Annotated in this window: 24 protein-coding genes; 10 read left to right on the forward strand and 14 right to left on the reverse strand. The window is 72.1% G+C overall.

Annotated features, from left to right (window positions below; translation table 11 throughout):
• Positions 1–12: 12 nt before the first annotated feature.
• The 7 genes from OG589_RS26185 to rimP form a co-directional block, all read right to left on the reverse strand.
• Positions 13–1,053, reverse strand: coding sequence for a bifunctional oligoribonuclease/PAP phosphatase NrnA (locus OG589_RS26185; protein ID WP_405140434.1), 1,041 nt, complete (start codon positions 1,051–1,053; stop codon positions 13–15).
• On the reverse strand, positions 1,053–1,553 hold the full coding sequence (gene rbfA, locus OG589_RS26190) for a 30S ribosome-binding factor RbfA (protein ID WP_405152127.1): 501 nt from the start codon (positions 1,551–1,553) through the stop codon (positions 1,053–1,055). The genes OG589_RS26185 and rbfA overlap by 1 nt, the downstream gene beginning before the upstream one ends.
• Before the next feature lie 66 nt (positions 1,554–1,619).
• On the reverse strand, positions 1,620–1,919 hold the full coding sequence (locus OG589_RS26195; protein WP_405140435.1) for a DUF503 domain-containing protein: 300 nt from the start codon (positions 1,917–1,919) through the stop codon (positions 1,620–1,622).
• A gap of 87 nt (positions 1,920–2,006) precedes the next feature.
• Complete coding sequence (gene infB, locus OG589_RS26200) at positions 2,007–5,303, reverse strand: translation initiation factor IF-2 (RefSeq protein ID WP_405140436.1); 3,297 nt, start codon at positions 5,301–5,303, stop codon at positions 2,007–2,009.
• 151 nt (positions 5,304–5,454) lie between these two features.
• Positions 5,455–5,766, reverse strand: coding sequence for a YlxR family protein (locus OG589_RS26205; RefSeq protein ID WP_392831439.1), 312 nt, complete (start codon positions 5,764–5,766; stop codon positions 5,455–5,457).
• Positions 5,732–6,733, reverse strand: coding sequence for a transcription termination factor NusA (gene nusA / locus OG589_RS26210; protein WP_405140437.1), 1,002 nt, complete (start codon positions 6,731–6,733; stop codon positions 5,732–5,734). The genes OG589_RS26205 and nusA overlap by 35 nt, the downstream gene beginning before the upstream one ends.
• A 23-nt stretch (positions 6,734–6,756) precedes the next feature.
• The gene (gene rimP / locus OG589_RS26215; RefSeq protein WP_405140438.1) at positions 6,757–7,272 is read right to left on the reverse strand and encodes a ribosome maturation factor RimP; all 516 of its coding nucleotides are present in this window, start codon (positions 7,270–7,272) and stop codon (positions 6,757–6,759) included.
• Positions 7,273–7,457: 185 nt separating this feature from the next.
• Between rimP and OG589_RS26220 the strand changes: the two genes are divergently transcribed.
• The 3 genes from OG589_RS26220 to OG589_RS26230 all read left to right on the forward strand — a co-directional run bounded on the left by OG589_RS26220 (position 7,458) and on the right by OG589_RS26230 (position 8,717).
• The gene (locus OG589_RS26220) at positions 7,458–7,973 is read left to right on the forward strand and encodes a twin-arginine translocation signal domain-containing protein (RefSeq protein ID WP_405140439.1); all 516 of its coding nucleotides are present in this window, start codon (positions 7,458–7,460) and stop codon (positions 7,971–7,973) included.
• The gene (locus OG589_RS26225) at positions 7,970–8,446 is read left to right on the forward strand and encodes a ferritin-like domain-containing protein (RefSeq protein ID WP_405140440.1); all 477 of its coding nucleotides are present in this window, start codon (positions 7,970–7,972) and stop codon (positions 8,444–8,446) included. The genes OG589_RS26220 and OG589_RS26225 overlap by 4 nt, the downstream gene beginning before the upstream one ends.
• A gap of 79 nt (positions 8,447–8,525) precedes the next feature.
• A complete protein-coding gene (locus OG589_RS26230) occupies positions 8,526–8,717 on the forward strand; it encodes a DUF4236 domain-containing protein (protein WP_405140441.1) in 192 nt (63 codons plus the stop codon).
• A gap of 142 nt (positions 8,718–8,859) precedes the next feature.
• Here the strand turns inward: OG589_RS26230 and OG589_RS26235 are convergent, their stop codons facing one another.
• A complete protein-coding gene (locus OG589_RS26235) occupies positions 8,860–10,623 on the reverse strand; it encodes a proline--tRNA ligase (RefSeq protein WP_405140442.1) in 1,764 nt (587 codons plus the stop codon).
• 134 nt (positions 10,624–10,757) lie between these two features.
• Here OG589_RS26235 and OG589_RS26240 point away from each other — a divergent pair, with 134 nt between their 5' ends.
• The 6 genes from OG589_RS26240 (at position 10,758) to OG589_RS26265 (ending at position 19,191) form a co-directional block, all read left to right on the forward strand.
• The gene (locus tag OG589_RS26240) at positions 10,758–11,831 is read left to right on the forward strand and encodes an acyl-CoA dehydrogenase family protein (RefSeq protein WP_405140443.1); all 1,074 of its coding nucleotides are present in this window, start codon (positions 10,758–10,760) and stop codon (positions 11,829–11,831) included.
• 121 nt (positions 11,832–11,952) lie between these two features.
• A complete protein-coding gene (locus tag OG589_RS26245) occupies positions 11,953–13,020 on the forward strand; it encodes an LLM class flavin-dependent oxidoreductase (protein WP_405140444.1) in 1,068 nt (355 codons plus the stop codon).
• On the forward strand, positions 13,017–14,087 hold the full coding sequence (locus OG589_RS26250) for a hypothetical protein (RefSeq protein ID WP_405140445.1): 1,071 nt from the start codon (positions 13,017–13,019) through the stop codon (positions 14,085–14,087). The genes OG589_RS26245 and OG589_RS26250 overlap by 4 nt, the downstream gene beginning before the upstream one ends.
• Before the next feature lie 47 nt (positions 14,088–14,134).
• Positions 14,135–15,799 carry an AMP-binding protein gene (locus tag OG589_RS26255; protein ID WP_405140446.1) on the forward strand — a complete coding sequence of 555 codons (1,665 nt, stop codon included), beginning with the start codon at positions 14,135–14,137 and terminating at the stop codon, positions 15,797–15,799.
• 114 nt (positions 15,800–15,913) lie between these two features.
• A complete protein-coding gene (locus OG589_RS26260) occupies positions 15,914–17,233 on the forward strand; it encodes an FAD-dependent oxidoreductase (RefSeq protein WP_405140447.1) in 1,320 nt (439 codons plus the stop codon).
• A 221-nt stretch (positions 17,234–17,454) separates the two neighbouring features.
• Positions 17,455–19,191 carry a pyruvate dehydrogenase gene (locus OG589_RS26265; RefSeq protein WP_405140448.1) on the forward strand — a complete coding sequence of 579 codons (1,737 nt, stop codon included), beginning with the start codon at positions 17,455–17,457 and terminating at the stop codon, positions 19,189–19,191.
• Here OG589_RS26265 and OG589_RS26270 read toward each other — a convergent pair.
• The 4 genes from OG589_RS26270 to OG589_RS26285 form a co-directional block, all read right to left on the reverse strand.
• The gene (locus OG589_RS26270) at positions 19,188–20,366 is read right to left on the reverse strand and encodes a DUF6986 family protein (RefSeq protein WP_405140449.1); all 1,179 of its coding nucleotides are present in this window, start codon (positions 20,364–20,366) and stop codon (positions 19,188–19,190) included. The genes OG589_RS26265 and OG589_RS26270 overlap by 4 nt on opposite strands.
• Position 20,367: 1 nt before the next feature.
• A complete protein-coding gene (locus OG589_RS26275; protein WP_405140450.1) occupies positions 20,368–21,048 on the reverse strand; it encodes a copper homeostasis protein CutC in 681 nt (226 codons plus the stop codon).
• Positions 21,049–21,178: 130 nt separating this feature from the next.
• Entirely contained in the window at positions 21,179–21,799 is a 621-nt protein-coding gene (locus OG589_RS26280; RefSeq protein WP_405140451.1) for a GNAT family N-acetyltransferase, read from the reverse strand.
• A 200-nt stretch (positions 21,800–21,999) separates the two neighbouring features.
• Entirely contained in the window at positions 22,000–22,749 is a 750-nt protein-coding gene (locus OG589_RS26285) for a GntR family transcriptional regulator (protein ID WP_363912184.1), read from the reverse strand.
• Between the two features lie 149 nt (positions 22,750–22,898).
• Between OG589_RS26285 and OG589_RS26290 the strand changes: the two genes are divergently transcribed.
• A complete protein-coding gene (locus OG589_RS26290; RefSeq protein WP_405140452.1) occupies positions 22,899–23,240 on the forward strand; it encodes a hypothetical protein in 342 nt (113 codons plus the stop codon).
• A 120-nt stretch (positions 23,241–23,360) separates the two neighbouring features.
• Here OG589_RS26290 and OG589_RS26295 read toward each other — a convergent pair whose 3' ends face one another.
• Positions 23,361–23,747, reverse strand: coding sequence for a Zn-ribbon domain-containing OB-fold protein (locus OG589_RS26295; RefSeq protein WP_405140453.1), 387 nt, complete (start codon positions 23,745–23,747; stop codon positions 23,361–23,363).
• A 1-nt stretch (position 23,748) separates the two neighbouring features.
• Positions 23,749–24,912: a thiolase C-terminal domain-containing protein gene (locus OG589_RS26300; RefSeq protein ID WP_405140454.1), complete on the reverse strand. Its 1,164-nt coding sequence runs from the start codon at positions 24,910–24,912 to the stop codon at positions 23,749–23,751.
• Between the last annotated feature and the right edge of the window lie 64 nt (positions 24,913–24,976).

Consider the following 24,976-nt stretch of genomic DNA (forward strand, 5'->3'; position numbering starts at 1 on the left):
CGGACGGAAAGGTCAGGTGGACGGGGACGCCGGAGGTCCGATGAGCGAGCGGAAGCTCGCCATGGTCTCCTCGGGCGAGTCGTGCGAGGTGAAGCCCGCCGCGCGGACGTGGCCGCCGCCGCCGAGTGCCGTGCAGGCCCGGCCTACGTCCACCTGGCCCTTGGAGCGCGTGGAGACCTGCCAGGCCCCTTCGTCGTCCTCCTTGAGCACCACGGCGACATCGGGCTCGTCGGTGCGGCGGATCACGTCGATGATGCCCTCGCACTCGTCGTACGGCAGGCAGTGCGCGGCGCGGTCGGCCCTGGTCACGAAGGTCCACACCAGGCCGAGCCCGCCCGCGGCGTGCCGGTCGAGCGTCGCCCGGTCGAGGGCGGCCGCGAGGACCTTGAGGTAGGCGAACGGGGATCGGTCCCACAGCTCGCGGGCGATCTCGTCGGTGCGCAGGCCCGTCGCGACCAGCCGCGCCGCCATCTCGTGCACGGCGGGCGTGGTGGAGGAGTGCCTGAACGACCCGGTGTCGGTGACCAGGCCGGTGTAGAGGCAGGTGGCGATGTCATGGTCGACGTCGAGACCGAGCCGTGCCATCAGCTCCTCCACCAGCACGGAGGTGGAGGCCGCCGAGGAGTCGACGAGCTGGACGGTGCCGAACCCGGTGTTGGAGGGGTGGTGGTCCACCACGATCAGCTCGCGGGCCTTGCCGGCGTTCGGGGCGAGCAGGCCGAGGCGGTCGACCGTGGGGACGTCGAAGCTGATCATCAGCTCCGGCTCCTCGGGGTACGCGGCCGGCTCGACCAGCAGATCTTGGCCGGGCAGGAAGCGCAGCAGCCGGGGCACCGCGAAGCTGCGGTCACCGAAGGACGCCGTCACCCGCTTGCCGGCCCGGCGGAGCGCCATGCCGAGCCCGAGCATCGAGCCCAGCGCGTCGCCGTCGGGCGCCACGTGGCAGACCAGCGCGACCTCGCCGGCGTCCCGCACCAGCTCGACGGCCCGCAGCCAGTCGGCCTCCCGCACGACGTGCGCGGGAGGCCCCTGCGGAGCTCGTACGCCGGACATCACAGTGCTGAACGCCCCGCGCGGTCGGACGGCTCGGCGCCGAGCTCCCCTCGCAGGTCGTCCTCGCCCTCGTCGTCGTCCTCGCCGGGCTTGCGGTACGGGTCCGCCTCGCCGGCGTGCACCGCGCCCTCGGCCTTCTTGGCGATCTCCTCGTCGCGGGCCTTGGCCTCGGCGAGCAGCTCGTCCAGGTGCCGGGCGCTGTCGGGGAGCGGGTCGTGGCTGAAGGTCAGCGTCGGCGTGTGCCGTACGCCGGTCTGGCGTCCCACCTCCGAACGGATGATCCCCTTCGCGCTCTCAAGGGCGGCGGCGGTGTCGGCCCGCTCGGCCTCCGAGCCGAAGACCGTGTAGAAGACCGTCGCGTCACGGAGGTCACCGGTGATCTTGGTATCGGTGACCGTCACGAAACCGAGGCGTGGATCCTTGATCCGGCGCTCCAGCATCTCGGCGACAATCTGCTGAATGCGGTCCGCAAGTTTACGGGCGCGTGCTGCGTCCACGATCGCGCTCCCCCTCTTTGCTCGCTTTACTCGCTTAACGGCCCACGGGATGGGTGGCTTCCCCGGGCCCTACTCCTCGTCCTCGTTGATCAGCCGCTGCCGCGCGGACAGCAGCTCGATCTCGGGGTGAAAGGCGATCAACCGCTCGCAGGCCTCAAGCACCTCGCCGCAGTTCGCGGCCGTGGCGGACACCACGGCGACGCCGATCTCGCTACGGCGGTGGAGGTCGAGGTGACCGGTCTCGGCCACCGCGACCGCCGGGAACCGGCGTCGCACCTCGGCGATGAGAGGACGCACCACAGAGCGCTTCTGCTTCAGCGAATGAACGTCGCCGAGCAGGATGTCCAGAGTCAGAGCACCTATGTACATGGCTGTCGCCGCGATCTGGTGACGGAGGAAGACGGGGGTGTCCGTGGGGCGGACCCACGGACACCCGCCATCATGTGTTCCCCTACGTCAGGCGCGCGGCTTCTCCCGCATCTCGAACGTCTCGATGACGTCGTCGATCTTGATGTCGTTGTACCCGACACCGATACCGCACTCGAAGCCCTCGCGGACCTCGGTCGCGTCGTCCTTGAAGCGGCGCAGCGACGAAACGGTGAGGTTGTCGGCCACGACGACACCGTCGCGGATGATGCGGGCCTTGCTGTTGCGGGTGATCGTGCCCGAGCGGACCAGACAGCCCGCGACGTTGCCGATCTTCGGAACCTTGAAGACGTCCCTGACCTCGGCGGTGCCGGTCTGGGCCTCCTCGAACTCCGGCTTCAGCATGCCCTTGAGGGCCGCCTCGATCTCCTCGATCGCCTGGTAGATGACCGAGTAGTAGCGGATGTCGACGCCCTCGCGCTCGGCCAGGTCGCGCGCCCGGACCTCGGGACGCACGTTGAAGCCGATGATGACGGCGTTGTCGTCCGCGATCGCCAGGTTGACGTCGTACTCGGTGATCGCACCGACGGCCCGGTGGAGCACCCGGAGGCGCACCTCCTCGCCGACGTCGATCTTGAGCAGCGCGTCTTCCAGGGCCTCGACGGAACCGGAGACGTCACCCTTGATGATGAGCTTGAGCTCGTCGACCTTGCCCTTCTCCATGTCGCTGAAGAGCTCTTCGAGCGTGCGCCTGCGGCTGGACCTCGCCATGTCGGCGATGCGCTGCCTGGCCGCCCGCTGCTGGGCGATCTGGCGGGCCATGCGGTCGTCGGTGACGACGATGAAGTTGTCACCGGCGCTCGGGACGGCCGTGAGACCGAGCACCATCACCGGACGCGACGGGTCGGCCTCGGTGACCTGCGCGCCGCTGTCGTCCAGCATCGCCCGGACGCGGCCGAAGGCCTCGCCACAGACGATCGAGTCGCCGACCCGCAGGGTGCCGCGCTGCACGAGCACGGTCGCCACGGGGCCGCGGCCCTTGTCGAGGTGCGCCTCGATCGCGATGCCCTGAGCGTCCATCGTCGGGTTCGCGCGAAGGTCGAGCTCCGCGTCCGCCGTCAGCAGGATCGCCTCGAGCAGGTCGTCGATGCCGAGCCCCTGCTTCGCGGAGATGTCGACGAACATCGTCGAGCCGCCGTACTCCTCGGCCACCAGACCGTACTCGGTGAGCTGGGCCCGCACCTTGGTCGGGTCCGCGCCCTCCTTGTCGATCTTGTTGACCGCGACGACCACGGGGACGCTCGCCGCGTGGGCGTGGTTGAGCGCCTCGATGGTCTGCGGCTTCACGCCGTCGTCGGCGGCGACCACCAGCACGGCGATGTCGGTCGCCTGGGCACCACGGGCACGCATGGCGGTGAACGCCTCGTGACCCGGGGTGTCGATGAAGGTGATCTTGCGGTCCTGACCCTCGTGCTCGGTCGCGACCTGGTAGGCGCCGATGTGCTGGGTGATGCCGCCGGCCTCGCGGGCCACCACGTTGGTGTTGCGGATGGCGTCCAGCAGCTTGGTCTTACCGTGGTCGACGTGACCCATGACCGTCACGACCGGCGGGCGCGCCGCGAGGTCGGTCTCGTCGCCCTCGTCCTCGCCGAACTCGATGTCGAAGGCCTCGAGAAGCTCGCGGTCCTCCTCCTCCGGGCTGACGACCTGGATGGCGTAGTTGAGCTCGGCGCCGAGAAGCTGCAGGGTCTCTTCGTTCACCGACTGGGTGGCGGTCACCATCTCGCCGAGGTGCAGCATGATCTGCACCAGCGACGCGGGGTTCGCACCGATCTTGTCGGCGAAGTCGGACAGCGAGGCTCCACGCGGAAGGCGCAGGGTCTGGCCCGTGCCGCGGGGAACCTGCACGCCGCCGATCGACGGGGCCTGCATGTTGTCGAACTCTTGACGCCTCTGGCGCTTGGACTTGCGGCCACGGGTCGGACGGCCGCCGGGACGCCCGAAGGCACCCGCCGTGCCGCCGCGGCCACGGCCGCCGCCACCACCGGGACGACCGGCGAAACCGCCGCCGCCACCACCGGCACCGGCTCCGGCACCGCCGCCGGGACGGCCACCGGTGCCCGTGCGGGGACCGCTGAAGCCGCCGCCGCCACCGGGACGACCGGCGCCACCGCCGCCGCCACCGGGACGACCGCCACCGCCGCCGCCACCGGGACGGCCACCGCCGCCACCGGGACGACCGCCGCCGCCACCGCCGCCACCCTGACCGGGACCGGACGGGCGCGAGGGCATCATCATCGGGTTGGGACGCGGGCCACCGGGACGGGGGCCTCCCGCACCGGGACCGGGACGCGGGCCCGCGGAACCGGGACCCGGACGCGGACCGGCCGCTCCGGGAGGACCGGAACGAGCGCCCGGGGGACGCGGCATCGCGCCGTCGCGGGGACCGCCCTCACGACGGGGCTCACGAGGACCGGCGCCTTCACGGCGCGGCTCGCGGGGACCGCCTTCACGAGGGGCTCCGTCACGGGTGGGAGGAGCCCCACCGTCACGGGGCGGACGCGCCGGGCGCTGGCCCATGCCGCTCGCGTTGGAAGAGAAGGGATTGTTGCCAGGACGCGGACCGCGAGGACCCGGCTTCGGGCCTCCGGGGCGAGGAGCGCCGCCGGACGCCGGAGCGCCGGAGCGCGGACCCGCCGGAGCGCCACCCGGCGCGCCGCCGCCTGGGGCCGCGGACGCCGCGGGACGCTGGGCCGGACCGGGCCGGGGACCGGGCCTCGCGCCGGCACCGGGCCGCGAGCCCGGCGCCGCCGGACGCGACGCGTCGGAACGGGGAGCCTCGGAACGAGGAGCGTCCTGACGAGGAGCGTCGGTGCGAGGAGCCTCGAACCGGGGCGCCTCGGAACGCGGGACCTCGGGACGCGCGGCGGCCGGACGGGCCGCTTCGGGACGGGCCACCTCAGGGGCGGCCTCGGCGCGAGCGGCCTCGGGACGCGGTGCGACCGGGCGGGGAGCCTCCTGCGGAGGCTGGCTGACATGGGGCATCGGAACGGGCGGACGCGGCGCGACGTTCGCGGGACCAGGTCGCGGCCCGGGCCTCGGGCTGGGGCCCGGCCTCGGAGCCTGCTGACCAGGTGCCGACGCACCGTTGCCGGCCTGGCTCTGCGCCGGCCGGGGAGACGCCTTCGACGGCGCCCTGGACGACCTGTCGCCGCCCCTGGAATCGGAGGACCCCTTCAGGGCCTCCGTGAGCTTGCGGACCACCGGCGCTTCTATCGTTGAAGACGCCGATCGAACGAACTCGCCCATTTCTTGGAGCTTGGCCATCACGACCTTGCTCTCGACTCCGAACTCCTTGGCGAGCTCGTAGACTCGGACCTTCGCCACTGCACTCCCTAACTCGGCCCGGGAGGCTGTGCCGCCGGACCGTCGCTACCTAGACGTACTCATCGCCGCATGCTCATCAGGCGCTCATCGCTATCTGACCCGCCCATCGACTCGGCGTCCTACATGACAGTTGGTAACCATTCACCCGGTCCTACTCGACGTCAAGCCCCGCGAGTGAAGCTCGCAGGCACGCCATATCGAGCGGTCCCGCGACGCGAAACGAGCGCGGAAACACCCGGCGACGTTCGGCGAGCTCCAGGCAGCTCAGTGCCGGATGCACATACGCACCACGGCCCTGCAGCCGTCCTCGCTGGTCGGGAACGATCTCGCCCTCGACCACCACCAGGCGGAGCAGCTCGGACTTTACCGTGCGAACCCGGCAGCCCACACACGTTCTCAGCGGGGCCGCCCGGCCACCGTATTCAAGCTTACCTTGTGGAGGCATCGGCAGGACCGACCGCATCCCCCGTCGCCGTCGCCTGGGTATCGGGACGGATGTCGATGCGCCATCCGGTGAGGCGAGCGGCGAGACGGGCGTTCTGCCCCTCTTTGCCGATCGCGAGGGAGAGCTGGTAGTCAGGCACGGTGACCCGCGCCACGCGGCCCTCCAGATCGATGACCTCCACATGGGAAACCCGCGCAGGCGACAGGGCATTCCCGACGAACTCGGCTGGATCGTCAGACCAGTCGATGATGTCGATCTTCTCGCCGTGCAGCTCGGTCATCACGTTGCGCACACGCGACCCCATCGGGCCGATGCAGGCGCCCTTGGCGTTGACGCCGCCCCTGCGGGAACGCACCGCGATCTTGGTGCGGTGACCGGCCTCGCGGGCGATCGCGGCGATCTCCACGGTGCCGTCGGCGATCTCGGGGACCTCCAGGGCGAAGAGCTTCTTCACGAGGTTCGGGTGGGTGCGGGACAGCGTGACCGACGGCCCCTTGTGCCCCTTCTTCACCTGGACCACGTAGCAGCGCAGCCGCTCGCCGTGGATGTACTCCTCGCCGGGGACCTGCTCGTTGTGCGGCAGGATCGCCTCGATCTTGCCGAGGTCGACCAGCACCACCCGGGGGTCCTTGCCCTGCTGGATGACCCCGGCGACCAGCTCGCCCTCGCGGCTGGCGAACTCGCCGAAGTTGATCTCGTCTTCGGCGTCCCTCAGCTGCTGGAGGATCACCTGTTTCGCCGTGGTCGCGGCGATGCGGCTGAAGTTGCCGGGGGTGTCGTCGTACTCCCTGATGACCTGGCCCTCGTCGTCGAGCTCAGCGGCGTAGATCATCACGTGCCCGGAGACCTTGTCGAGCTCCGCCCGCGCCTTGGAGGAGGCCCCCTCGGTGCGGAAGTACGCGATCAGCAACGCATCCTCGATGGCCTTGACGACCAGGTCGAAGGAGATGTCCTTCTCCCGCTCCAGGCTGCGCAGGACGCTCATGTCAATGTCCACAAGGCTCCCCCCTAGCCCTCGTCGCCGTCGTCGGCGTCTTCTTCATGGTCAAGCACGTCTTCGTCGTCGAGCCGGCGGAACTCCACCTGCACCCGGCCCTTGCCCAGCTCGTCCCACGCCAGCAGGCGTGGCTCCGGCGCGGCAGAAAGCTCGACGCCCGCGTCGCCGACGGCCAGGACGCGGCCCTCCAGCGAGGTGCCGTCGCGCAGGTCGGCCTTCACCAGGCGCCCCTTGGCGCGGCGCCAGTGCCGAGGCTCGGTCAGCGGGCGGTCGACCCCGGGGGAGGACACCTCCAGCACGTACGGGCTGCCGCCCATGACGTCGCTGTCGTCGAGCGCCTGCGACACCGCCTGGCTGATGTCGGCGACCTTGTCGAGGCTCACGCCGTCGTCGCCGTCCACGATGACGCGCAGGAGCCGCCGCTTGCCCGCGGGGGTGACCGTGACGTCCTCAAGGTCGAGACCCTCCGCCGCGGCGACGGGCTCCAGAAGCTTTATCAGGCGGTCACGTCGAGCGTCGGCGCCCATGCTGACCTCCCAGTTGAATTATCGGCCATCTTGTAAGAAAGCCGAAGGCGTACCTCGCCCAACGGTTCACCAGCCTATCGACACCGGGGCGCGGAAAGAGCGTCACTCGGTTACCCACCCGGTGACGCGCCGTACGATGCTATGTGCCAAGCCAGGAAAAGCCGTCATCCACGGGAGGCCACACCGTGCGTCAGCGTGCCCTGACCCGGCGCGCGGTGTTGCGTGGCACCGCCGCCGGCGCGGTCGCCATGGCCGTCGCCGGTTGCTCGGCGCCCGAGGCCGCGCCGCCGGCGCCCAAGCCGCCCGACCCCGAGACCGTGTTGCTCACCGGCGTCATCGCCGACAAGGAGCAGATGGTGGCGCTCTACCGGCAGGCCGTGCTCGCGGGCGGCAGGCCGGCCTCCGTGCTCGGGCCCTTCCAGCAGCGCCACGAGGCCCACCTGGCGGAGCTGCGGCGCCGCCTGCCCCCGAGCCCGGCGCCGACCCCCGCCTCGCCCACCCCGGCGCCCCCGTCCTCCCCGCCGGCCTCCGCGCCCGCCGCGGCCAAGGTCTCGGTCGCCAGGCTGCGCGAGCTGGAGCGCAAGGCGGCTGCCGCCCGGCCGCGCCAGATCGGGAGCGTCTCCCCCGCCCTGGCGCAGCTCCTCGCCTCCATCGGGGCCTGCGAGGCCACCCACGCCGTGGCACTTGCGAGGGCCTCGTGACCGACGCGCTCCAGGGCCTCAACAAGGTGCTCGACGCCGAGCACGCCGCCGTGTACGCCTACGGCGTCGTGGGGGCCCGCACCAGCGGCGGCCAGCGGGCGGCCGCGTCCGCCGGCTTCAACGCCCACCGCGCCAGGCGCGACCAGATCCGCGGGCTGATCACGGCCAGGGGCGGCACGCCCTCGGAGTCCGGCGCGGCGTACGAGCTGCCCTTCCCGGTCGCCGCGGCCACCGACGCGGCCCGCCTGGCCGCGCTGGTGGAGGACCGCGTCACCGCGGCCTACCTCGAGCTGACCGCCGTAAACGACTCCGCGCTGCGGCGGCTCGCCGCCATGGCCATGCAGGAGTGCGCGGTCAGGGGGTACGGCTGGCGCCCGACGATCGCCGCCCTGCCCGGCTGGCCGGCGCCCGATCCCGGCCCCTCTCCGATGGGGAGGCCGAGCACGTCACCGCCGGTTTCCCTTGACCAGTAGGCGATTTCGTCCATACGACCACGTTTGCACCTGGTGTCCGGGGTAGTTGCTCGCCCATCGGAAGAGCACGGAGGGACACATGGGCTGGAGTTACCGTAAGTCGATCAAGATGGGGCCGTTCAGGCTCAACCTTTCGCGAAGCGGTGTCGGGCACAGCTACGGCGGACGTGGCTTCCGTGTCACGAAGAGCGCCGACGGGCGGCGCACCGTCACCGTCAACCTGCCGGGCGGCTTCCACTGGCGCAAGACGATCGGCAGCGGCCGCGACTAGACGGCGGCCAGCGGGCGACGAGAGCGCGTGCCGTACAGACTGAGCCTGGAACGGCACGTCACAGGGGGGCTCGCCACCCCGGGCCGAGAGGCGGCGAGCCCCCCTCACCATGCTCTGGGGACGCTCTTGGGAGCCCGGAAGGTCAGAGGCGCTCGGACCGGGGCTCGGAGGACACCGCGGCCAGCACGCTGCCGACGGCCTCGGCCAGCGGGACCTCCTCCTTGACGCCGGTCCTGCGGTCGCGCAGCTCCACGACTCCCTGAGCCAGCCCGCGGCCGACGATCAGGATCGTCGGGACGCCCAGCAGCTCGGCGTCCTTGAACTTCACGCCCGGCGACACCCCAGCGCGGTCGTCGACGAGGACGCGCAGGCCCTTGGCCTCCAGCTCCTCGGCGAGCCCCAGCGCCACCTCGACCTGGTTGTCCTTGCCGGTGCCGACCACGTGCACGTCGGCGGGCGCCACCTCGCGGGGCCAGACCAGGCCCAGCTCGTCGTACTTCTGCTCCGCGATCACGGCCACGGCACGCGAGACGCCCACGCCGTACGAGCCCATGGTGATGCGGATGGGCTTGCCGTCGGGGCCGAGCGCGTCGAGGCCGGCCACGTCGGCGTACTTGCGGCCGAGCTGGAAGATGTGGCCGATCTCGATGCCGCGGTCGATGGAGAGCGGGTGGGCGCACCGGGGGCAGGAGTCGCCCGCGCGCACCTCGGCGGCCTCGATCGTGCCGTCGGCCTCGAAGTCGCGGCCCGCGACGACGTGCGCGGCGTGCCTGCCCTGCTCGTTGGCCCCGGTGACCCAGGCGGAGCCCGCGACGACGCGGGGATCGACCAGGTAGCGGATGCCCAGCTCCTTGAGCACCTGGGGACCGATGTAGCCGCGGACCAGGCCGGGGTGCTTGGCGAAGTCGCCCGCCTCGAAGATCTCGGGGATGCCAGGGGCGAGCGCGGCCTCCAGTCGCTTGAAGTCCACCTCGCGGTCGCCGGGCAGGCCGACGATCAGCGTCTCGAACTCCTCGGAACCCGGGGTGCGCACCTTGACCACGACGTTCTTGAGGGTGTCGGCCGCGGTCACGCCGAGGCCGTACCGCTCGTTGACCAGGGAGACCAGCGAGTCGATGGTCGGGGTGTCGGGGGTGTCGAGCACCTCCAGGGCGGGGTGCCCGGCGGTCACGGCCGGGGGCGCGGGCGTGACGACGGCCTCGGCGTTGGCGGAGTAGCCGCAGTTGTGGCAGGCCACGAACGTGTCCTCGCCGGTGGCGCAAGGGGCGAGGAACTCCTCGGAGGCCGAGCCGCCCATGGCCCCCGACACCGCGAAGACGATCTTGTAGTCGATGCCGAGCCGGTCGAACAGCTTGATGTAGGCCTCGCGGTGCAGCTCGTACGAGCGCTTGAGGCCGTCGTCGTCGAGGTCGAAGGAGTAGGAGTCCTTCATGATGAACTCGCGGCCACGCAGGATGCCGGCCCGGGGACGTGCCTCGTCGCGGTACTTCGTCTGGATTTGGTAGAGGATTACCGGATAGTCCTTATAGGAGGAGTACTCCCCCTTGACCATGTCGGTGAACATCTCCTCGTGGGTGGGCCCGAGCAGGTAGTCGGCGCCCTTGCGGTCCTTCAGCCGGAACAGCGTGTCGCCGTACTCGGTCCAGCGGCCGGTGGCCTCGTAGTAGTCGCGGGGCAGCAGCGCGGGGAACAGGACCTCCTGGCCGCCCATGGCGTTCATCTCCTCGCGCACGACGCGGGCGACGTTCTCCATGACGATCTTGCCGAGGGGCAGCCACGAGTAGATACCCGGGGCGACGCGGCGGACATAGCCGGCGCGGACGAGCAGCTTGTGGCTCGGCACTTCCGCGTCCGCCGGATCCTCACGCAGGGTGCGCAGGAACAGGGTGGACATACGCAGCAGCACGGCTACTCCTCGGTCGCGGGGATTGGCAGGTATACAGGCTATCGAGTCTCGCGCGGGCGTCGCCCGGTTTAACCCCGGGGCGGCCGCCGGTCACCTCACCATTTTGCCAAGCAATCGCTTGTTAAGCTGCCGGGGTGGACCTCACGGAGGAGCAGCGCGAGCTACGCGTCACGGTACGCGACTTCCTGCGCGACGCGTGCCCGCCCGCCCTGGCCTTCACCGGCTCCCCCGAAGCGCGCGCCGGGGACCCCCGCGCGCTGTGGAGGAGGTTCGCGGGCGAGCTCGGGGTCGCCGGGCTCGCGATCCCCGAGCAGTACGGCGGGGCCGGATGCGGCATGGCGGAGGTGGCGGTCGTCTGCGAGGAGCTCGGCAGGTCGCTGTCGCCCCTCCCCTACCTGTCCACCGCCGTGCTCGCGGCCGAGGCGGTCAAGGCGTGCGGCGACGAGGAGGCGAAGCGCCGCCTGCTGCCGCGCATCGCCGACGGGTCCGCTACCGCGACGGTGGTGCTGCCCGGCGAGGCCGTCCTGCGGCTCGAAGGGGAGCGCCTGCACGGCACCGTCCCGTACGCGCTCGACGGGGAGATCGTCCTGGCCTACGTGGGGCGCTCGCTCGTGGAGGCGCGGCCGACGGCGCGCAGGCCGCACGCCACCGTCGACCGCACCCGCCCGCTCGCCGAGCTGGTCTTCGACGGCGTCCCGGTACGGCGGCTCGGGGACGCCCGCCCCTCCGCCCGGGTGCGCGACCTCGGCGTGGCCGGGCTCGCCGCCGAGCAGGCGGGCGGCGCGGCGCGCTGCCTCGCCGCCGCCGTGGCCTACGCGGGGAAACGCCACCAGTTCGGCCGCCCGATCGGCTCCTTCCAGGCGATCAAGCACAGGCTGGCCGACATGCTGCTCGTGGTGGAGTCGGCGAGGTCCGCCGCGTACGCCGCCGCCCGCGCGACCGAGGAGGAGCTGCCCGTGCGCGCGGCCATCGCGGGGTCGTACTGCACCGAGGCCTACCTGGCGGCGGCGGGCGAGAACATCCAGATCCACGGCGGCCTCGGGGTCACCTGGGAGCACGACGCCCACCTGTCCTTCAAGCGCGCCACCTCCGACGCCCAGCTCTTCGGTCCGCCGCAGGCCCACCGCGCGCGCCTCGCCGCGTCGGTCTTCCCCGCGTCGCCGGCCGCCGCGCGGCGCGTCGCGACACGGGTCCCCCGCACCCACTGACCCGCCCGGCGCGCTCCCCGCCCAAGGGGACACTGCTTGTTGCGGCTCGTCGCGGCTGGTAATCTCGCCAAGCGAGCGCTTGGTTGAATTCGGTCGGTCGAGTGGTGGAACGGAGGCGCGGATGACGTCCCTACGGATCAGCCTGGGATACGAACTGGAGGTCCGCGGGCGCACCCGCGAGGTGGAACGGCAGACGTTCGAGAACGTGATCGACCAGGTCGTGCTCGGGGACCGCCTGGGATGCGACACCGCGTGGTTCGTGGAGCACCACTTCACCCGGGGCTTCTCCCACTCGTCGGCCCCCGACCTGGTGCTCGCCGCCATCTCCCAGCGCACCGAGCGGATCCACCTCGGGCTCGGCGTGGTGCTGCTGCCCTTCCAGTCGCCCATCCGCACGGCGGAGCGGGTCGCCACCCTGGACGTCCTCAGCAACGGCCGCGTCGAGTTCGGCACGGGACGGGGCGCGTCGCCGCTGGAGTACCAGGCCTTCCAGCGGCCGTTCGAGCAGTCCCGCAGGATCTGGGAGGACTCCCTGGAGGCGGTGCTCGCGATCTGGAACGCCGACGGCGAGCCGGTCAGCCGCTCCAACGAGTTCTTCGAGATCCCCGACGTGGCGGTCTACCCCCGGCCCACCCAGGTGCCGCACCCTCCGGTCTGGGTCGCCTCGACCTCCCTGGAGGGCTACCTCGCGGCGGCCAGGCACGGGTACAACCTGCTCGGCATGACCATGCTCAAGGGCATCGACGACGTCGCCGCGGACATCGCCAGGTACAAGGAATGCCTGGCCGACAACGGCTTCGACCCCGCCACCCGCAGGATCGCGCTGATGATCCCCTGGCATGTGGCGCCGACGCGCGAGGAGGCCATCGAGACCGCCGCCGACCCCGTCCTGTGGTACATCCGGCGGCAGGTCAACCTGGTGACCCCGCCCGACTACTACGACGCCCGGCACGCCACCCACAAGGTCCTCGGGCAGCTCGCCGCCGGGCTGCCGCCCGACGACGCGATGGCGACGCTGCGCGAGCACCTCATGGTGGTCGTGGACGACGTGGAGGGCTCCCGCAAGGCCGTCGCGAGGATCGCCGAGGCCGGGGCCACCGACCTGATCCTCCAGGCCCAGGTGGGCGGCCTCGCCCACGACCGCGTACGCGACTCGATCGAGCTGTTCATGGGGGAGGTCATGCGTTGACGACGACCCGCTGGCTGACCAGGGACGACCTGGGAGCGGCCGCCGGTGGCGCCACCGGCCTGCTGCAGGTCGCGCCGGACGCGTCGAGCGCGTGGCCGCTGGACCCCGGTGACCTCGGGGCGGACGGCCTCACGGCGCGGGCGCTGCGGGCCGCGGGCGTCGGCGGCCGCGACCGGGTGGTCGTGGCGCTGGGCGAGCCCGCGGGAGCACTGTGGGCCGCCGCCGGGGCCGAGGTGGCGGCGGCGTCCGCCTCGGTCGGGCCGCGCGGCCGGATGCGCCTGCACCACGCGCTGAGGTCGCTCGGGGCCACCACGCTGGTGATCACCCCCACCGGGGCGATGGACCTCCTCGCCCGGCTGCACCTGGAGTTCCTGCTCGACCCCCTGGACCTCGGCCTGCGGCACCTGGTGCTCACCGGCGAGATCGCCTCCCCGCGCACCCTCGGCCACCTGGCCGGCGAGTTCGAGGCGTCCGTGACCGAGGTCTACGCGAACCCCTACAGCGGCGGCGCGCTGGCCTGGCGCGGCTCGGACGCCGCTCCGCTGACCCCTCTGGCCGACGGGCTGCTGGGGCTCGCCTCACTGGACGGGGACTCGCCCTTCGAGGGGACGGACGGCCTCGCCGAGCTCGTCGTCACGCCGTCCGGCCATCCAGCCCTCGGCGGCGCGGTCGTCCGCACCGGGCAGGTCGCCCGCCTCGGCGGCGCGGCCGAGATCCCCGCGCCGTCCCACACGGTCGGCGACCACGTGCTGGTCAGAGGCGTGTGGCTGTCGCTTCCCCGCATCGAGAGGGCTCTATCCAGGATCGACGGCGTGTCGACCTGGGAGCTCGCGGTCTCCCGCCAGGGCACGCTCGACTCCGCGACGCTGAGGGTGACCTTCGGCCGCGCGAGCCTGGTCGGGAATCCGATGTGGAGGTCCAGGATCGAGCAGTCGCTTTCCGCGCTCACCCCGATCAAACTGGGCGTGGAGGTCGCGGCCGAGGTGGCCGAGAAGGCCGCCCCGGGCACGGTCACCGACGCCCGCGGTCACCATCTCGGCAGAGACCGCACCGCCATGGCTCACTAGCACTGGACGGGCGTTGAGGCAGGCTCACGAACGCGGGAGGCGCGACCATGGTTCCAGGCGGCGAGGGCACCGTGCCGGGCTGGGGGACGATACCGCGCATGCTGCGCGACCAGGCGGCCCGCCACCCCGGCCTCACGGTGATCATCGACGGTGACGTGCGGCTGTCGCTCGCCGAGCTGCGCGCCCGCGCGGCCGTGGTCGCCAAGGGGCTGATCGCGCTCGGCGTCGAGCTTGGCGACCGGGTGGCCATCTGGGGGCCCAACGACGTGCACTGGGCGGTCGGCGCGTACGGCATCTGGGACGCCGGCGCGGTGATCGTGCCGCTGTCCTCCCGCTACAAGGGCATCGAGGCCGCCGAGGTGCTGCGCAGGACGGGCGCCAGCGTGCTGATCATGGGCCACAACCTCGACGGCGCTCCCCCGTTCGCCGACCTCCTCGCCTCGGCCGCCGGGCCGCCCAGGCAGACCGGGCGGGGGGAGAACGGCGAGGACGCCGAGCCCGGCGCCGGGCGGCCCTTCTCCGGGCTTCCCGAGCTGCTCCACGCGATCACCCCCGAGGGGGTGGGCCGTCCCGGCATGCTGCGTCCTTCCCGCGTGCTCGCCGCCGGGGAGTGGATCTCCGACGACACCGCCGAGGAGAGGGCGCTCGCCGTACGGCCGGACGACCTCTGCGAGATCATGTCCACGTCGGGCACCACGGGCACGCCGAAGGGCGTGATGCTGGACCACGGCCAGATCGTGCGCGGCTACTGGGACTGGGCCGAGATCGTCACGCTCAGGGAGGGCGACCGCTACCCGGTCATCGCGCCGTTCGCGCACGGCTTCGGCCTGAACGCCGGCCTGCTCGCCGGGGTGATGCGCGGCGCCACCCTCCTGCCGGTCAAGGCGTTCACCCCCGCCGTGCTGCGAGAGCTCGTCCACGACGGGCGCATCACCGTGCTGGCCGGGGCTCCGCCGCTGTTCCACCGCCTCCTGGACGAGATGGACTTCGCCGGGCACTCCGTCCGCGTGGCGATCTGCGGCGCCGCCGCCGTGCCCGCCGAGCTGGTCCGCCGGCTGCTGCTGGAGGCGGGCCTGGAACGCGTGATCAACGCCTACGGCCTGATGGAGGGCACGGTCGTGTCGATGACGCGGGCCGGCGACCCCGTCGAGGTGATCGCCGCCTCCACCGGCCGGCCGGTGCCCGGCATCGAGGTCAAGATCGTGAACGACGACGGCAAGCCGGTGGCCGCGGGTGAGCGCGGAGAGATCCTCCAGCGCGGCTACGGCGTGATGCGCGGCTACTGGGGCGAGCCGGGCAGGACGGCCGAGGTGATCGAGAACGGCTGGCTGCGCACGGGCGACATAGGCACACTGGACGCCCAGGGGAACCTCTCGGTGGTCGACCGCAAGAAGGAGCTGTTCATCGTCAACGGGTTCAACGTCTCGCCCGCCGAGGTCGAGAGCCTGCTGCTGCACCACGGCGACCTCGCCCAGGCGGCCGTCGTCGGCGTGCCGGACGAGCGCTCGGGCGAGGCGGGCCGCGCGTACGTGGTGCCACGTCCCGGCAGCGCGATCGACCCCGCCGAGATCATAAGCTGGGCACGAGGGAACATGGCGAGCTACAAGGTGCCCCGCCAGGTGATCGTCGTGGACGCGCTTCCCGTCAACGCCAACGGGAAGACCGACAAGCGACTGCTCCGCGCCCGGGCCGCCGAGGAGGCCCGGGGGTAACGGAACTGGATTAACTCGATACCTCCGGCGCGCGAGTCTGGCCGGGACGACCGCGTTCCGCGACAATCTGCTCCATGACGATGTGGGGCCGTAGAGTCCCGCTAAGGAGGCCACATGTCGCTCCGCGTGGCGATCGTGGGATCTGGTCCCGCCGGGATCTACACGGCCGAGGCACTGACGAAGCAGGCGGGCGAGCCCGTCGAGATCGACGTGCTCGACCGGCTGCCCACACCGTACGGCCTGGTCAGATATGGCGTCGCGCCTGACCACACCTCCATCAAGTCGATCGCCGGCTACCTGCGGCGGGTGCTGGAGCTGCCCTCGGTGCGCTTCCTCGGCGGCGTCGAGCTCGGATCCGACGTCTCCGTCGCCGACCTCGCCGCGAGCTACGACGCGGTGGTCTACTGCACGGGCGCGATGGTCGACCGGCATCTCGGCATCCCCGGCGAGCACCTGCCCGGCAGCGTGGCGGCGACCGACTTCGTCAACTGGTACTGCGGCCACCCCGACATGCCGCCCGACGCCTTCTCGCTCGACAGCACCGAGGTGGCCGTGATCGGCGTCGGCAACGTCGCCGTCGACGTGGTCAGGATCCTGGCCAAGACCGCCGACGAGCTGCGCTCCACCGACGTGCCGCAGGAGGTGCTCGACCGCCTGGCGAAGAGCCAGGTGACCGGCATCCACATGATCGGCAGGCGCGGCCCCGAGCACGCCAAGTTCACCCTCAAGGAGCTGAGGGAGCTCGGCGAGCTTCCGAGCTGCGACGTCCTGGTCCGCCCCGAGGAGGGCGGCACGAACGACGTGAGCGAGCTGTCGCGTCAGGTCCGCGGCAACGTCGAGGTCCTGCGGTCCTGGTGCGCCCACGCGCCCACGGGCCGTCCGCGCCGGCTGGACGTGCGCTTCTGGCTGCGCCCCGTGGAGATCCTCGGCACCTCCCGGGTCGAGGCGCTCAGGCTGGAGCGCACGGCGCTGGTCGACGGGCGGGTGGTCGGCACCGGGCGGTTCGAGACCATCCCGGCCGGCATGGTGCTGCGCTCGGTGGGCTACCAGAGCGTCCCCCTGCCCGGCGTGCCGTTCGACGACGCGACGATGACCGTGCCGAACGTCGCGGGGCGGGTGTCCGAGGGGCAGTACGTCGCGGGCTGGCTCAAGCGCGGGCCGACCGGCGTCATCGGCACCAACAAGTCCGACGCGGCGGAGACCGTGCGCACGCTGCTCGCCGACCTGGCCTCGCGCCCCGGCCGCCCCGCCCCGGCGTCCAGGCTGGACGACCTGCTGGCGGCGCGCGGCGTGAGCCCCGTGACCTACGGCCAGTGGCTCGCCATCGAGGCGGCGGAGGCCTCGCTCGCCACGTCCCTCGGCCGGGGTGAGCACGTCAAGCTCGTCGGCCGTCCCGCGATGCTCGCCGCCTGCGGCCGTACGCCCTCCGCCTGACCCGGCCCGTCCGTACGCCCTCCGGCGGACCCCGCCCGGCCGTTCGCGCGCGTGACCGCGAACGGCCGGGGGTGACGTTTGCGCGGCGTGCGGCGCGGAAGGAGTACCCCCGAGACGGCGACTCCGTGCCACGGCCGGGGCCGCCGACCGGACCGGGGGGACCGCTCGATGACCACTCAGACATATCCGCACGCCCGCAGGGCCGCCGCGAAGGCCCGATCATGAGTGACACGGTCGCCGAGCAGTTCGTCAAGGTGCTGCGGCAGGGCGGCGTGCAGCGCGTGTACGGCGTCGTGGGCGACAGCCTCAACCCGGTCGTGGACGCGATCCGCCGGGCCGACGGCATCGACTGGGTGCACGTGCGCAACGAGGAGGCCGGGGCGTTCGCCGCCGCGGCCGAGGCCCAGCTCACCGGGAGGATCGCCGCCTGCGCCGGCAGCTGCGGACCCGGCAACACCCACCTGATCCAGGGGCTGTACGACGCCCACCGCACAGGGGCGCCCGTGGTGGCCCTGGCCTCGCACATCCCCTCGACGGAGATCGGCACCGGGTTCTTCCAGGAGACCCATCCCGAGCGGGTGTTCGTCGACTGCAGCCACTACTGCGAGATGATCAGCAGGCCCGAGCAGATGCCGAGGGTGCTGCGCATCGCCATGCAGTACGCCGAGGCGCTCGGCGGGGTGTCGGTGGTGGTGCTTCCCGGCGACATCGCCGCCCTGCCCACCGCGCGCCCGACGGGCACGAGCACGCTCGTCACCGAGAGGGGCGTCGTGGCGCCGCCGCCCTCCCACGTGCGGGCGCTGGCCTACGCCCTGAACGCCGCGCAACGGGTCGCCCTGTTCTGCGGCGCGGGCTGCCAGAAAGCCCACGAGGAGGTCATGGCGCTGGCCGCGCGGGTGCACGCCCCGATCGGGCACAGCCTGCGCGGCAAGGAGTGGATCCAGTACGCCAACCCCTACGACGTCGGCATGAACGGCCTGCTCGGGTACGGCGCCTGCTACGACGCGCTGAACGAGGCCGACCTGGTCGTGCTGCTGGGCACGGACTTCCCCTACGACAACTTCCTGCCCCAGGGGCACACCGCGCAGGTCGACCACGACGCCACCAAGCTCGGCCGCCGCACGCCCCTGGACGTCGCCGTGCACGGCGACGTCGGCGAGACGCTGCGCACCGTGCTCCCCCTGCTGCACCAGAAGACCGACAGGAGCTTCCTCGACCGCATGCTCCGCGAGCACGCCCGCAGCCTCGAACGCGTCGTCGACGCCTACACCAGGGACGTCGACCACCACGTGCCGATCCACCCCGAGTACGCCACCGCGATCCTGGACGACCTGGCGGCCGAGGACGCGGTGTTCACCGTGGACACCGGCATGTGCAACGTGTGGGCGGCGCGCTACCTGACGCCGAACGGCAGGCGGCGGGTCATCGGCTCCTTCCTGCACGGCAGCATGGCCAACGCGCTGCCGCACGCCATCGGCGCGCAACTCGCCTATCCCGGCCGCCAGGTGATCTCGATGTCGGGGGACGGCGGCCTCGGCATGCTGATGGGCGAGCTGCTCACCGTGCGCCTGCACGACCTGCCCGTGAAGATCGTCGTCTACAACAACTCCTCGCTCGGCATGGTCAAGCTGGAGATGCTGGTGGAGGGGTTCCCCGACTACCAGACCGACCACGCGCCCGTGGACTACGCGGCGATCGCGGCGGCGGCCGGCATCCCGTCGACACGCGTCGAGAAGCCCTCGGAGGTCCGCGACGGCCTCGCGCACGCCCTGTCGTCCCGTGGCCCGTACCTGGTGGACCTGGTCACCGACCCCAACATCATCGCCATGCCGCCGCGCATCACGCCCGCGCAGATCAAGGGCTTCGCGCTCGCGGCCGGCAAGATCGTCGTCAGCGGCGGGGTCGGCAAGATGGTCGAGATGGCCCGCGCGAACCTGCGCAGCATCCCGCGCCCCTAGTCGCCGAGGGCGAGGGTGGCGCGGTGCAGGGCGGTGGAGAGGGTCTTGACCGTGGCGGGCTCGTCCATCACGCCGCCGCCCGCGTCCCTGCGCGCCTCCCACGCCTGTACGCGCTCCGCGTAGGCGTCCCGGTTGGCCAGGTGGAAGGCGTAGACGGTGGCGTAGCGGCTGACGAGGTGCGAGGGATGCATGTCCCACCCCTGGTAGAACCCATGGCGCAGCGAGTGGCGCACCATCCCGGCGTGGGCCCGCCAGAGCGCGTGCACGTCCTGCGTCGAGTCCGAGGCGGGCGAGGCGGCCAGCGAGCCGTCCGACAGCTCGACCCCCGTGCCCGCCAGCGCGGTGCGCATGACCTCGCGGGCGTGGTCGCAGACCGGATGGTCCAGCCGCTGCTCGTCCGGCGGCAGGCCGCAGGCGGCGGTGTAGTCGAACACCCCGAAGTGCGCCGCCGACAGCCGCCCGCCCAGCGAGGGCACCAGGCCGGGCGAGCGCATGAGGAACATCACGGTCTGCGGCGCCTCCACCTGCATCTCGAACCGCAACGTGCCCGTGGCCAGCCCTAACCCCTCCTCCAGGAGGGGAAGGCGGCCGGCGAACTGCCCGAGGTAGGCCTCCATCAGCACCTTCGGGAAGGTGACCGTGAAGCCCTCGGGGAGCGAGCCGACGCGCTCGACCACCCCGGTGAGGAAGCCGTCGAGCGTGCGCAGGGCGCGCGCCGGGTCGCCGTCGGCGAACGACTTGACCCGGATGCCCCAGCGGCGCGGCAGCGTGCCGGAGGACCGCATCGCGGCGACCGCCTCGGCCGCGCCGTCGGCGTGGGCGTCCTCCTCCGCGCCGGGGCGCACCCCGTACCCGTCCTCGAAGTCGACGCGCAGGTCCTCGACGGGCTCGGCGGCCAGCTTGCGCGCGACCCTGCGGCGCACCTCTGCGGCCAGGCCGCCGGGCAGCGGCCCGAACACCCGCGACAGCTCGGCGTCGCCCGGCAGATGGCTCTCCAGGAGCCCCAGGGCCGCGTCTCCCCACGCCCGCACGGTCTCGCGGCCGAAGCGGTCGGCGGGCACGTACACGGTGTGCACGGGCTGCCAGGAGCCCGCGGGGCCGGGGTAGCGCTCCGCCTGCTCGCCGAGCGCCGCGGCGGAGCCGGGGACGTCGTGGTCGCCGAGGGTGAGGCGCATGTCAGATCGTGTCCACCAGGTCGCGCCACCGCCGGACCAGCTGGGTGTCCACAGGGTCGGACCACGACGCCCGTACGGCGCTGCCGACGTGGAAGGCCCGCACGCCGTAGTCGAGTAACGGGGGCACGAGATGCGGCTTGAGCCCGCCTCCGGCGAGGATCAGGGGCGCGTCGCCCGCCTCGGCCCGCGACCGCAGCACCGGCAGCCCCGCCGCGATGCCGGACACCTCGCCCGAGGTGAGCACGGTGGCGAGGTTCGGCAGCAGCCGCACGGCCCGCCAGCCGGCCTGGACGTCGGCGGCGTTGTCCACGGCGCGGTGGAAGGTCCAGGGCAGGGGGGTGACGGCGTGGATGAGCGCCTCGGTGGCCGCCAGGTCGACGGCGCCCTGCTCGTCGAGGAATCCGAAGACGAACCCGGCCGCGCCGGCGTCCGCCAGGGTGCGGGCGTCCCGCTCCAGACCTGCGAGCTCCTCGGGTGTCGCGGTGAATCCCCCGTTGGAGCGGAGCATCACCATTTGGGGCAGCGCGGACTGCTTGGCGATCGCCGCGACGGTCTCCGGAGCGGGGGTCAGCCCGCCGACGGACATGTCGGCCACGATCTCCAGGCGGTCCGCGCCGCCCTCCTCTGCGGCCACGGCGTCGCGCACGTCCAGCGCGATCACCTCGAGCAGCGATCCGGTCATGGGTCCTGAGGTTATCGGACCCACCTGTCCCGAGTTGGACCGCTACCACCCACAGGCCCTCACCTGTCCGGGGTTGGACGGCTAGTTCATGATCTCTCCCGGCAGGCAAGGGCGTAGTTATGACCTGACATCACCTGGAATGCGCATGCGAGGGCTTCCGCCTGCGCGCACGCGGAAGCGCGGGAGAGGCCAGGTCGGCGGCCCTCTGGAACAGCGCGCCCGAGGCCCGGTGCGGGAGGTCGACCGTGCGGACATGCCGGAATCCGAGCTTCTGGTAGTAGCCCTGGAGCCCCGGGTTGTCCTTGGAGCAGTCGAGCCGCAGCCACCGGCGCCCGGCCGCCGCCACGCGCAACGCCGCCCAGTCGAGCAGGGTCTCGCCGAGGCCCTGCCCCGAGTAGCCCCGCCCGACGGCCAGCTTGTGGACGTACAGGCCGGTCTCCGGGTGGTCGCCGCGCCGCCAGAACTCGGGGTCGGCGTGGTCGTCCAGCGCGAGGGTCGCCGCCGGGGCGGAAAGCGTTTCCCCCGCCAGGGTCCCGCGGTCGTCCTCGTCGTCCAGCACCCACAGGGTGCCCTCGGCGATCAGCGGCTCGATACGGGCGGCGGGGAAGCCCGCGACCGGCCACTGCCGGATGCCCCGGCCGTGGAGCCAGCCCGCCGTCTCGGCCAGCAGCGCGAGGACGCCGGGCAGATCGTCGGGGGTGGCGTTGCGGAGGGTGAGGGAAGCTCCGAGGTGGAGGGTGTCGGAGTACATGGATCATCCTTTCGTCGCCTTCGGTGACGCCCTGAACACGTAGCGTGCTCGACGGGGGGCGCACGGCTTTATCAGTGAAGGCCGGTGCGCGCGGCGATGGCCGCAGGGCCGGCGGGCGTGGTCGGCCGCGATGGCGGCCCCGGCCCGCGCCGAAGGCGGGACGTCGCGATCGCGCCGCCACCGCGGCGGCGCGCGCGAGGTCAGCTCAGTTCGAGCTCGTACCTGATCAGATGCTTGTCGGCGGGCAGGACCGACACGGCGACTCGGACCGGGGTGTCCTCACGGTCATAACCAACTCGGACATATACGACAACAGGGGTACCAGGTTCGAGTTGCAGACGGGAGGATTCCTCAGGAGTCGGCATTCGTGCGGATATGTCATCCACAACCCGGACCTGCCGGTGACCGAGCTCCTCCAGCACGCGGTTGGCTCCGCGCGTGATGTCCGACGGACGGGCGATCTCGGAGTCGCTGACGAGCGCGTGCGGGAAGTAGGAGTCGTTGGTGTTGTACGGCTGGTCGTCCACGTAGCGCAGGCGGCGCCGCACCACGGCGACCGAGTGCTCGTCGAGCTCCAGCCTGGCCGCGATCTCCTCGGGAGGCTCCACGATGGAGACCTCGATCTCCTGCCCCGGCTTGCGGCCCTCCTTGGTGACGGCCTCGGCGAAGGCTTCCCTGCGCAGCACCCCTGGCGAGGCGCCCAGCTCGTCCTGGGGGCGCATGAGCAGCGCCCTGCGGTCACGGACGAAGCTGCCGCGGCGGCGCATCCGGGTGATCAGGCCTTCGTTCTCCAGCTCGGCCAGAGCGAGCCGTACCGTGTTTCGGCTGACCTCATGGCTGTCCATGAGGTCCATCTCCGTCGGCAGCTGGGCGCCGGGCCCGAGCTCGCCGGAATAGATGGCCCTGCGCAGCTCGCCGGCCACCTGCTGGTACAGCGTCGACCGTGCCAAATCTCACCTACGGTTGCGTCCTTTTGTACCTACGAATCTAGACGATCTCGATCTGACAGCAAACAACCCCTTGACCCAAGCGTCTCCACACCGCATTATCCAAACGTTGGTACAAATCCATCAAAGGGTCGGCGAGGGAGTGAGGGCCTGTGCTGGCGGTAAGAGCGGGCACGCCGTATCTGCCTTGGCACGATCCCCGCGAGGCGACGCGTCTACTGCGCTACGCGCTGCATCGGGAGGGGTTCACCCACACGTACCAGAGCAGCGGAAAAGGGATGTCCGTGCTCTCGGTGACGACGGAGCTGACGGTCTGGTGCAGGAAGGGCTCGTTCGTCTGGAACGAGGACGGCCTCACCGTCACCCACCCCGCGGCCGATCCGGTCGGTGCGGCCCAGCTGCTCAAACGCCATCTCAGAAGGCCGGGCGACGAAGCGCCACAGGACTGGGACGACCAGTCCGGCGACCGGCCTCCCACAGACTCCGTGCGATGAACGACGGCCAGGACCCCAACCCTCGCCGGGGTCCTGGAAGTCGCGCCGGGGCGGAACGTGTCCTGGCGGGTCCCCCACGCCCGCCAGGACACGCTTCCGTTACCACGCCGTCCACGGCCTTTACGCGGGCTGCCAGTTGATCAGCGAGAGCCGCTCGTCCACGTAGGTGTAGGACGCCCGTACGAGCTGGTCCGCCACCGGCTCCGCGTGGTGGTGCCAGCCGCCGACCATCACGCAGCCCGGGGCGTCGGCGAGACGCACCATGACCACCGTGTACGGCGTCGGCACGTCGGGCAGGAACGGCTGGTGGTTGACGATCCAGCTCAGGACGCGCCCGGTGGGGCTCACCTGGCGCCAGCTCCACTCACGGCCGCGGCAGCGGGGGCAGTACGCGCGGGCCGGGAAGCGCAGGGTGCCACAGCCCTCGCAGGCCTGGATCACGAACTCGCGCCCGGCGACGCGCTCCCACCACTCGGCGGAGTCCCGGTCGGGCACCGGCTTGATCATGTCAGCCCCTCCGCAGGATCAGCGCGGAGGTCGCGGGCAGGATGTAGCCGGGCTGGGCGGTGGACAGCGCCACCTCCGCGCCCTGCGCCTGGCGGTCGCCCGCGTCGCCCCTGAGCTGCGAGACGGCCTCCGCGATGTGGTTCATCCCGTGGACGTAGCCCTCCGACAGGAATCCGCCGTGGGTGTTCACCGGGAGCGAGCCGTCGAGCGCCGTCGCCCCGGAGGCCACGAACGGCCCGCCCTCCCCCTTGGCGCAGAAGCCGTAGTCCTCCAGCTGGACGATCACCGAGTAGGTGAAGCAGTCGTACAGCTCGGCCACGTCGATGTCCTCGGGGCCCGCGCCGGCCATCCGGTACAGGCGGGGCGCCAGCTCGGCGGCGCTGGTGACGGTCGGGTCGGCGGGGGTGTCGCCGGCGGACAGGAAGGAGTCGCCGCCTCCCCAGGCCGCGGCCGAGATCAGCACCGGCGGGCGGCGCAGGTCCCTGGCGCGCTCGGCCGTGGTGACGACGACGGCGCACGCCCCGTCGGTCTCCAGGCAGCAGTCCAGCAGGCGGAACGGCTCGGCGATCCATCGGGCGGCGAGGTAGTCGTCCATGGTGATGGGCGTGCGCATCAGGGCGCGCGGGTTCTTGGCCGCGTTCGCCCGCTGCGTGACCGCCAACTGCCCGAAATGCTCAGCTTTAGTGCCATATTTCAGCATGTGGGCGCGGGCGTACATCGCGTACTGCTGCGGCGGGGCGGTGTACCCGTAGGGCACCTGGTACTGCGCCTCAGGGCCGGCCGGCGCCGCCCGGCCCGTACCGCCCATGCGGAACTCCGAGCGGGCGTTGATGGCCCGGTAGCAGACCACGGTCCGCGCGACGCCCGCCGCGACGGCGAGGGCCGCCTGGCCGACCACGCTGTGGGAGACGCTGCCCCCGCCGAACTGGTCGAGGTACCACGCCGGCGCGTCGATGCCGAGCGCCGGTCCGACGAGCGACGGGGCGGCGGAGTCGCCGACGCGGTGGGTGGCGATGCCGTCCACGTCGCCGGCGGTGAGCCCCGCGTCGTCCAGCGCGGCGAGGACGGCCTCGCAGGCCAGCGTCAGCGTGCTGACCCAGGAGTTCTTGGAGAACGCGGTGTATCCCACCCCCGCCAGGGCGGTGCGGTCGCGCAGCCCGCTCATCTCACCGGCTCCCGGAAGGCGCTCCCGGCCCGCCCCTCACCGCCCGGCTTCACCGGGGGCCGGG

This window comes from Sphaerisporangium sp. NBC_01403, from assembly GCF_045040145.1.
Taxonomy (GTDB): Bacteria; Actinomycetota; Actinomycetes; order Streptosporangiales; family Streptosporangiaceae; genus Sphaerisporangium; species Sphaerisporangium viridialbum.

Coding starts and splice junctions, on each gene's coding strand:
- OG589_RS26185 (WP_405140434.1), bottom strand. CDS start 1,053: ATGTCCGGCGTACGAGCTCCGCAGGGGCCTCCCGCGCACGTCGTGCGG.
- OG589_RS26195 (WP_405140435.1), bottom strand. CDS start 1,919: ATGTACATAGGTGCTCTGACTCTGGACATCCTGCTCGGCGACGTTCAT.
- OG589_RS26205 (WP_392831439.1), bottom strand. CDS start 5,766: ATGCGGTCGGTCCTGCCGATGCCTCCACAAGGTAAGCTTGAATACGGT.
- nusA (WP_405140437.1), bottom strand. CDS start 6,733: ATGAGCGTCCTGCGCAGCCTGGAGCGGGAGAAGGACATCTCCTTCGAC.
- rimP (WP_405140438.1), bottom strand. CDS start 7,272: ATGGGCGCCGACGCTCGACGTGACCGCCTGATAAAGCTTCTGGAGCCC.
- OG589_RS26230 (WP_405140441.1), top strand. CDS start 8,526: ATGGGCTGGAGTTACCGTAAGTCGATCAAGATGGGGCCGTTCAGGCTC.
- OG589_RS26245 (WP_405140444.1), top strand. CDS start 11,953: ATGACGTCCCTACGGATCAGCCTGGGATACGAACTGGAGGTCCGCGGG.
- OG589_RS26255 (WP_405140446.1), top strand. CDS start 14,135: ATGGTTCCAGGCGGCGAGGGCACCGTGCCGGGCTGGGGGACGATACCG.
- OG589_RS26260 (WP_405140447.1), top strand. CDS start 15,914: ATGTCGCTCCGCGTGGCGATCGTGGGATCTGGTCCCGCCGGGATCTAC.
- OG589_RS26265 (WP_405140448.1), top strand. CDS start 17,455: ATGAGTGACACGGTCGCCGAGCAGTTCGTCAAGGTGCTGCGGCAGGGC.
- OG589_RS26270 (WP_405140449.1), bottom strand. CDS start 20,366: ATGCGCCTCACCCTCGGCGACCACGACGTCCCCGGCTCCGCCGCGGCG.
- OG589_RS26275 (WP_405140450.1), bottom strand. CDS start 21,048: ATGACCGGATCGCTGCTCGAGGTGATCGCGCTGGACGTGCGCGACGCC.
- OG589_RS26280 (WP_405140451.1), bottom strand. CDS start 21,799: ATGTACTCCGACACCCTCCACCTCGGAGCTTCCCTCACCCTCCGCAAC.
- OG589_RS26295 (WP_405140453.1), bottom strand. CDS start 23,747: ATGATCAAGCCGGTGCCCGACCGGGACTCCGCCGAGTGGTGGGAGCGC.
- OG589_RS26300 (WP_405140454.1), bottom strand. CDS start 24,912: ATGAGCGGGCTGCGCGACCGCACCGCCCTGGCGGGGGTGGGATACACC.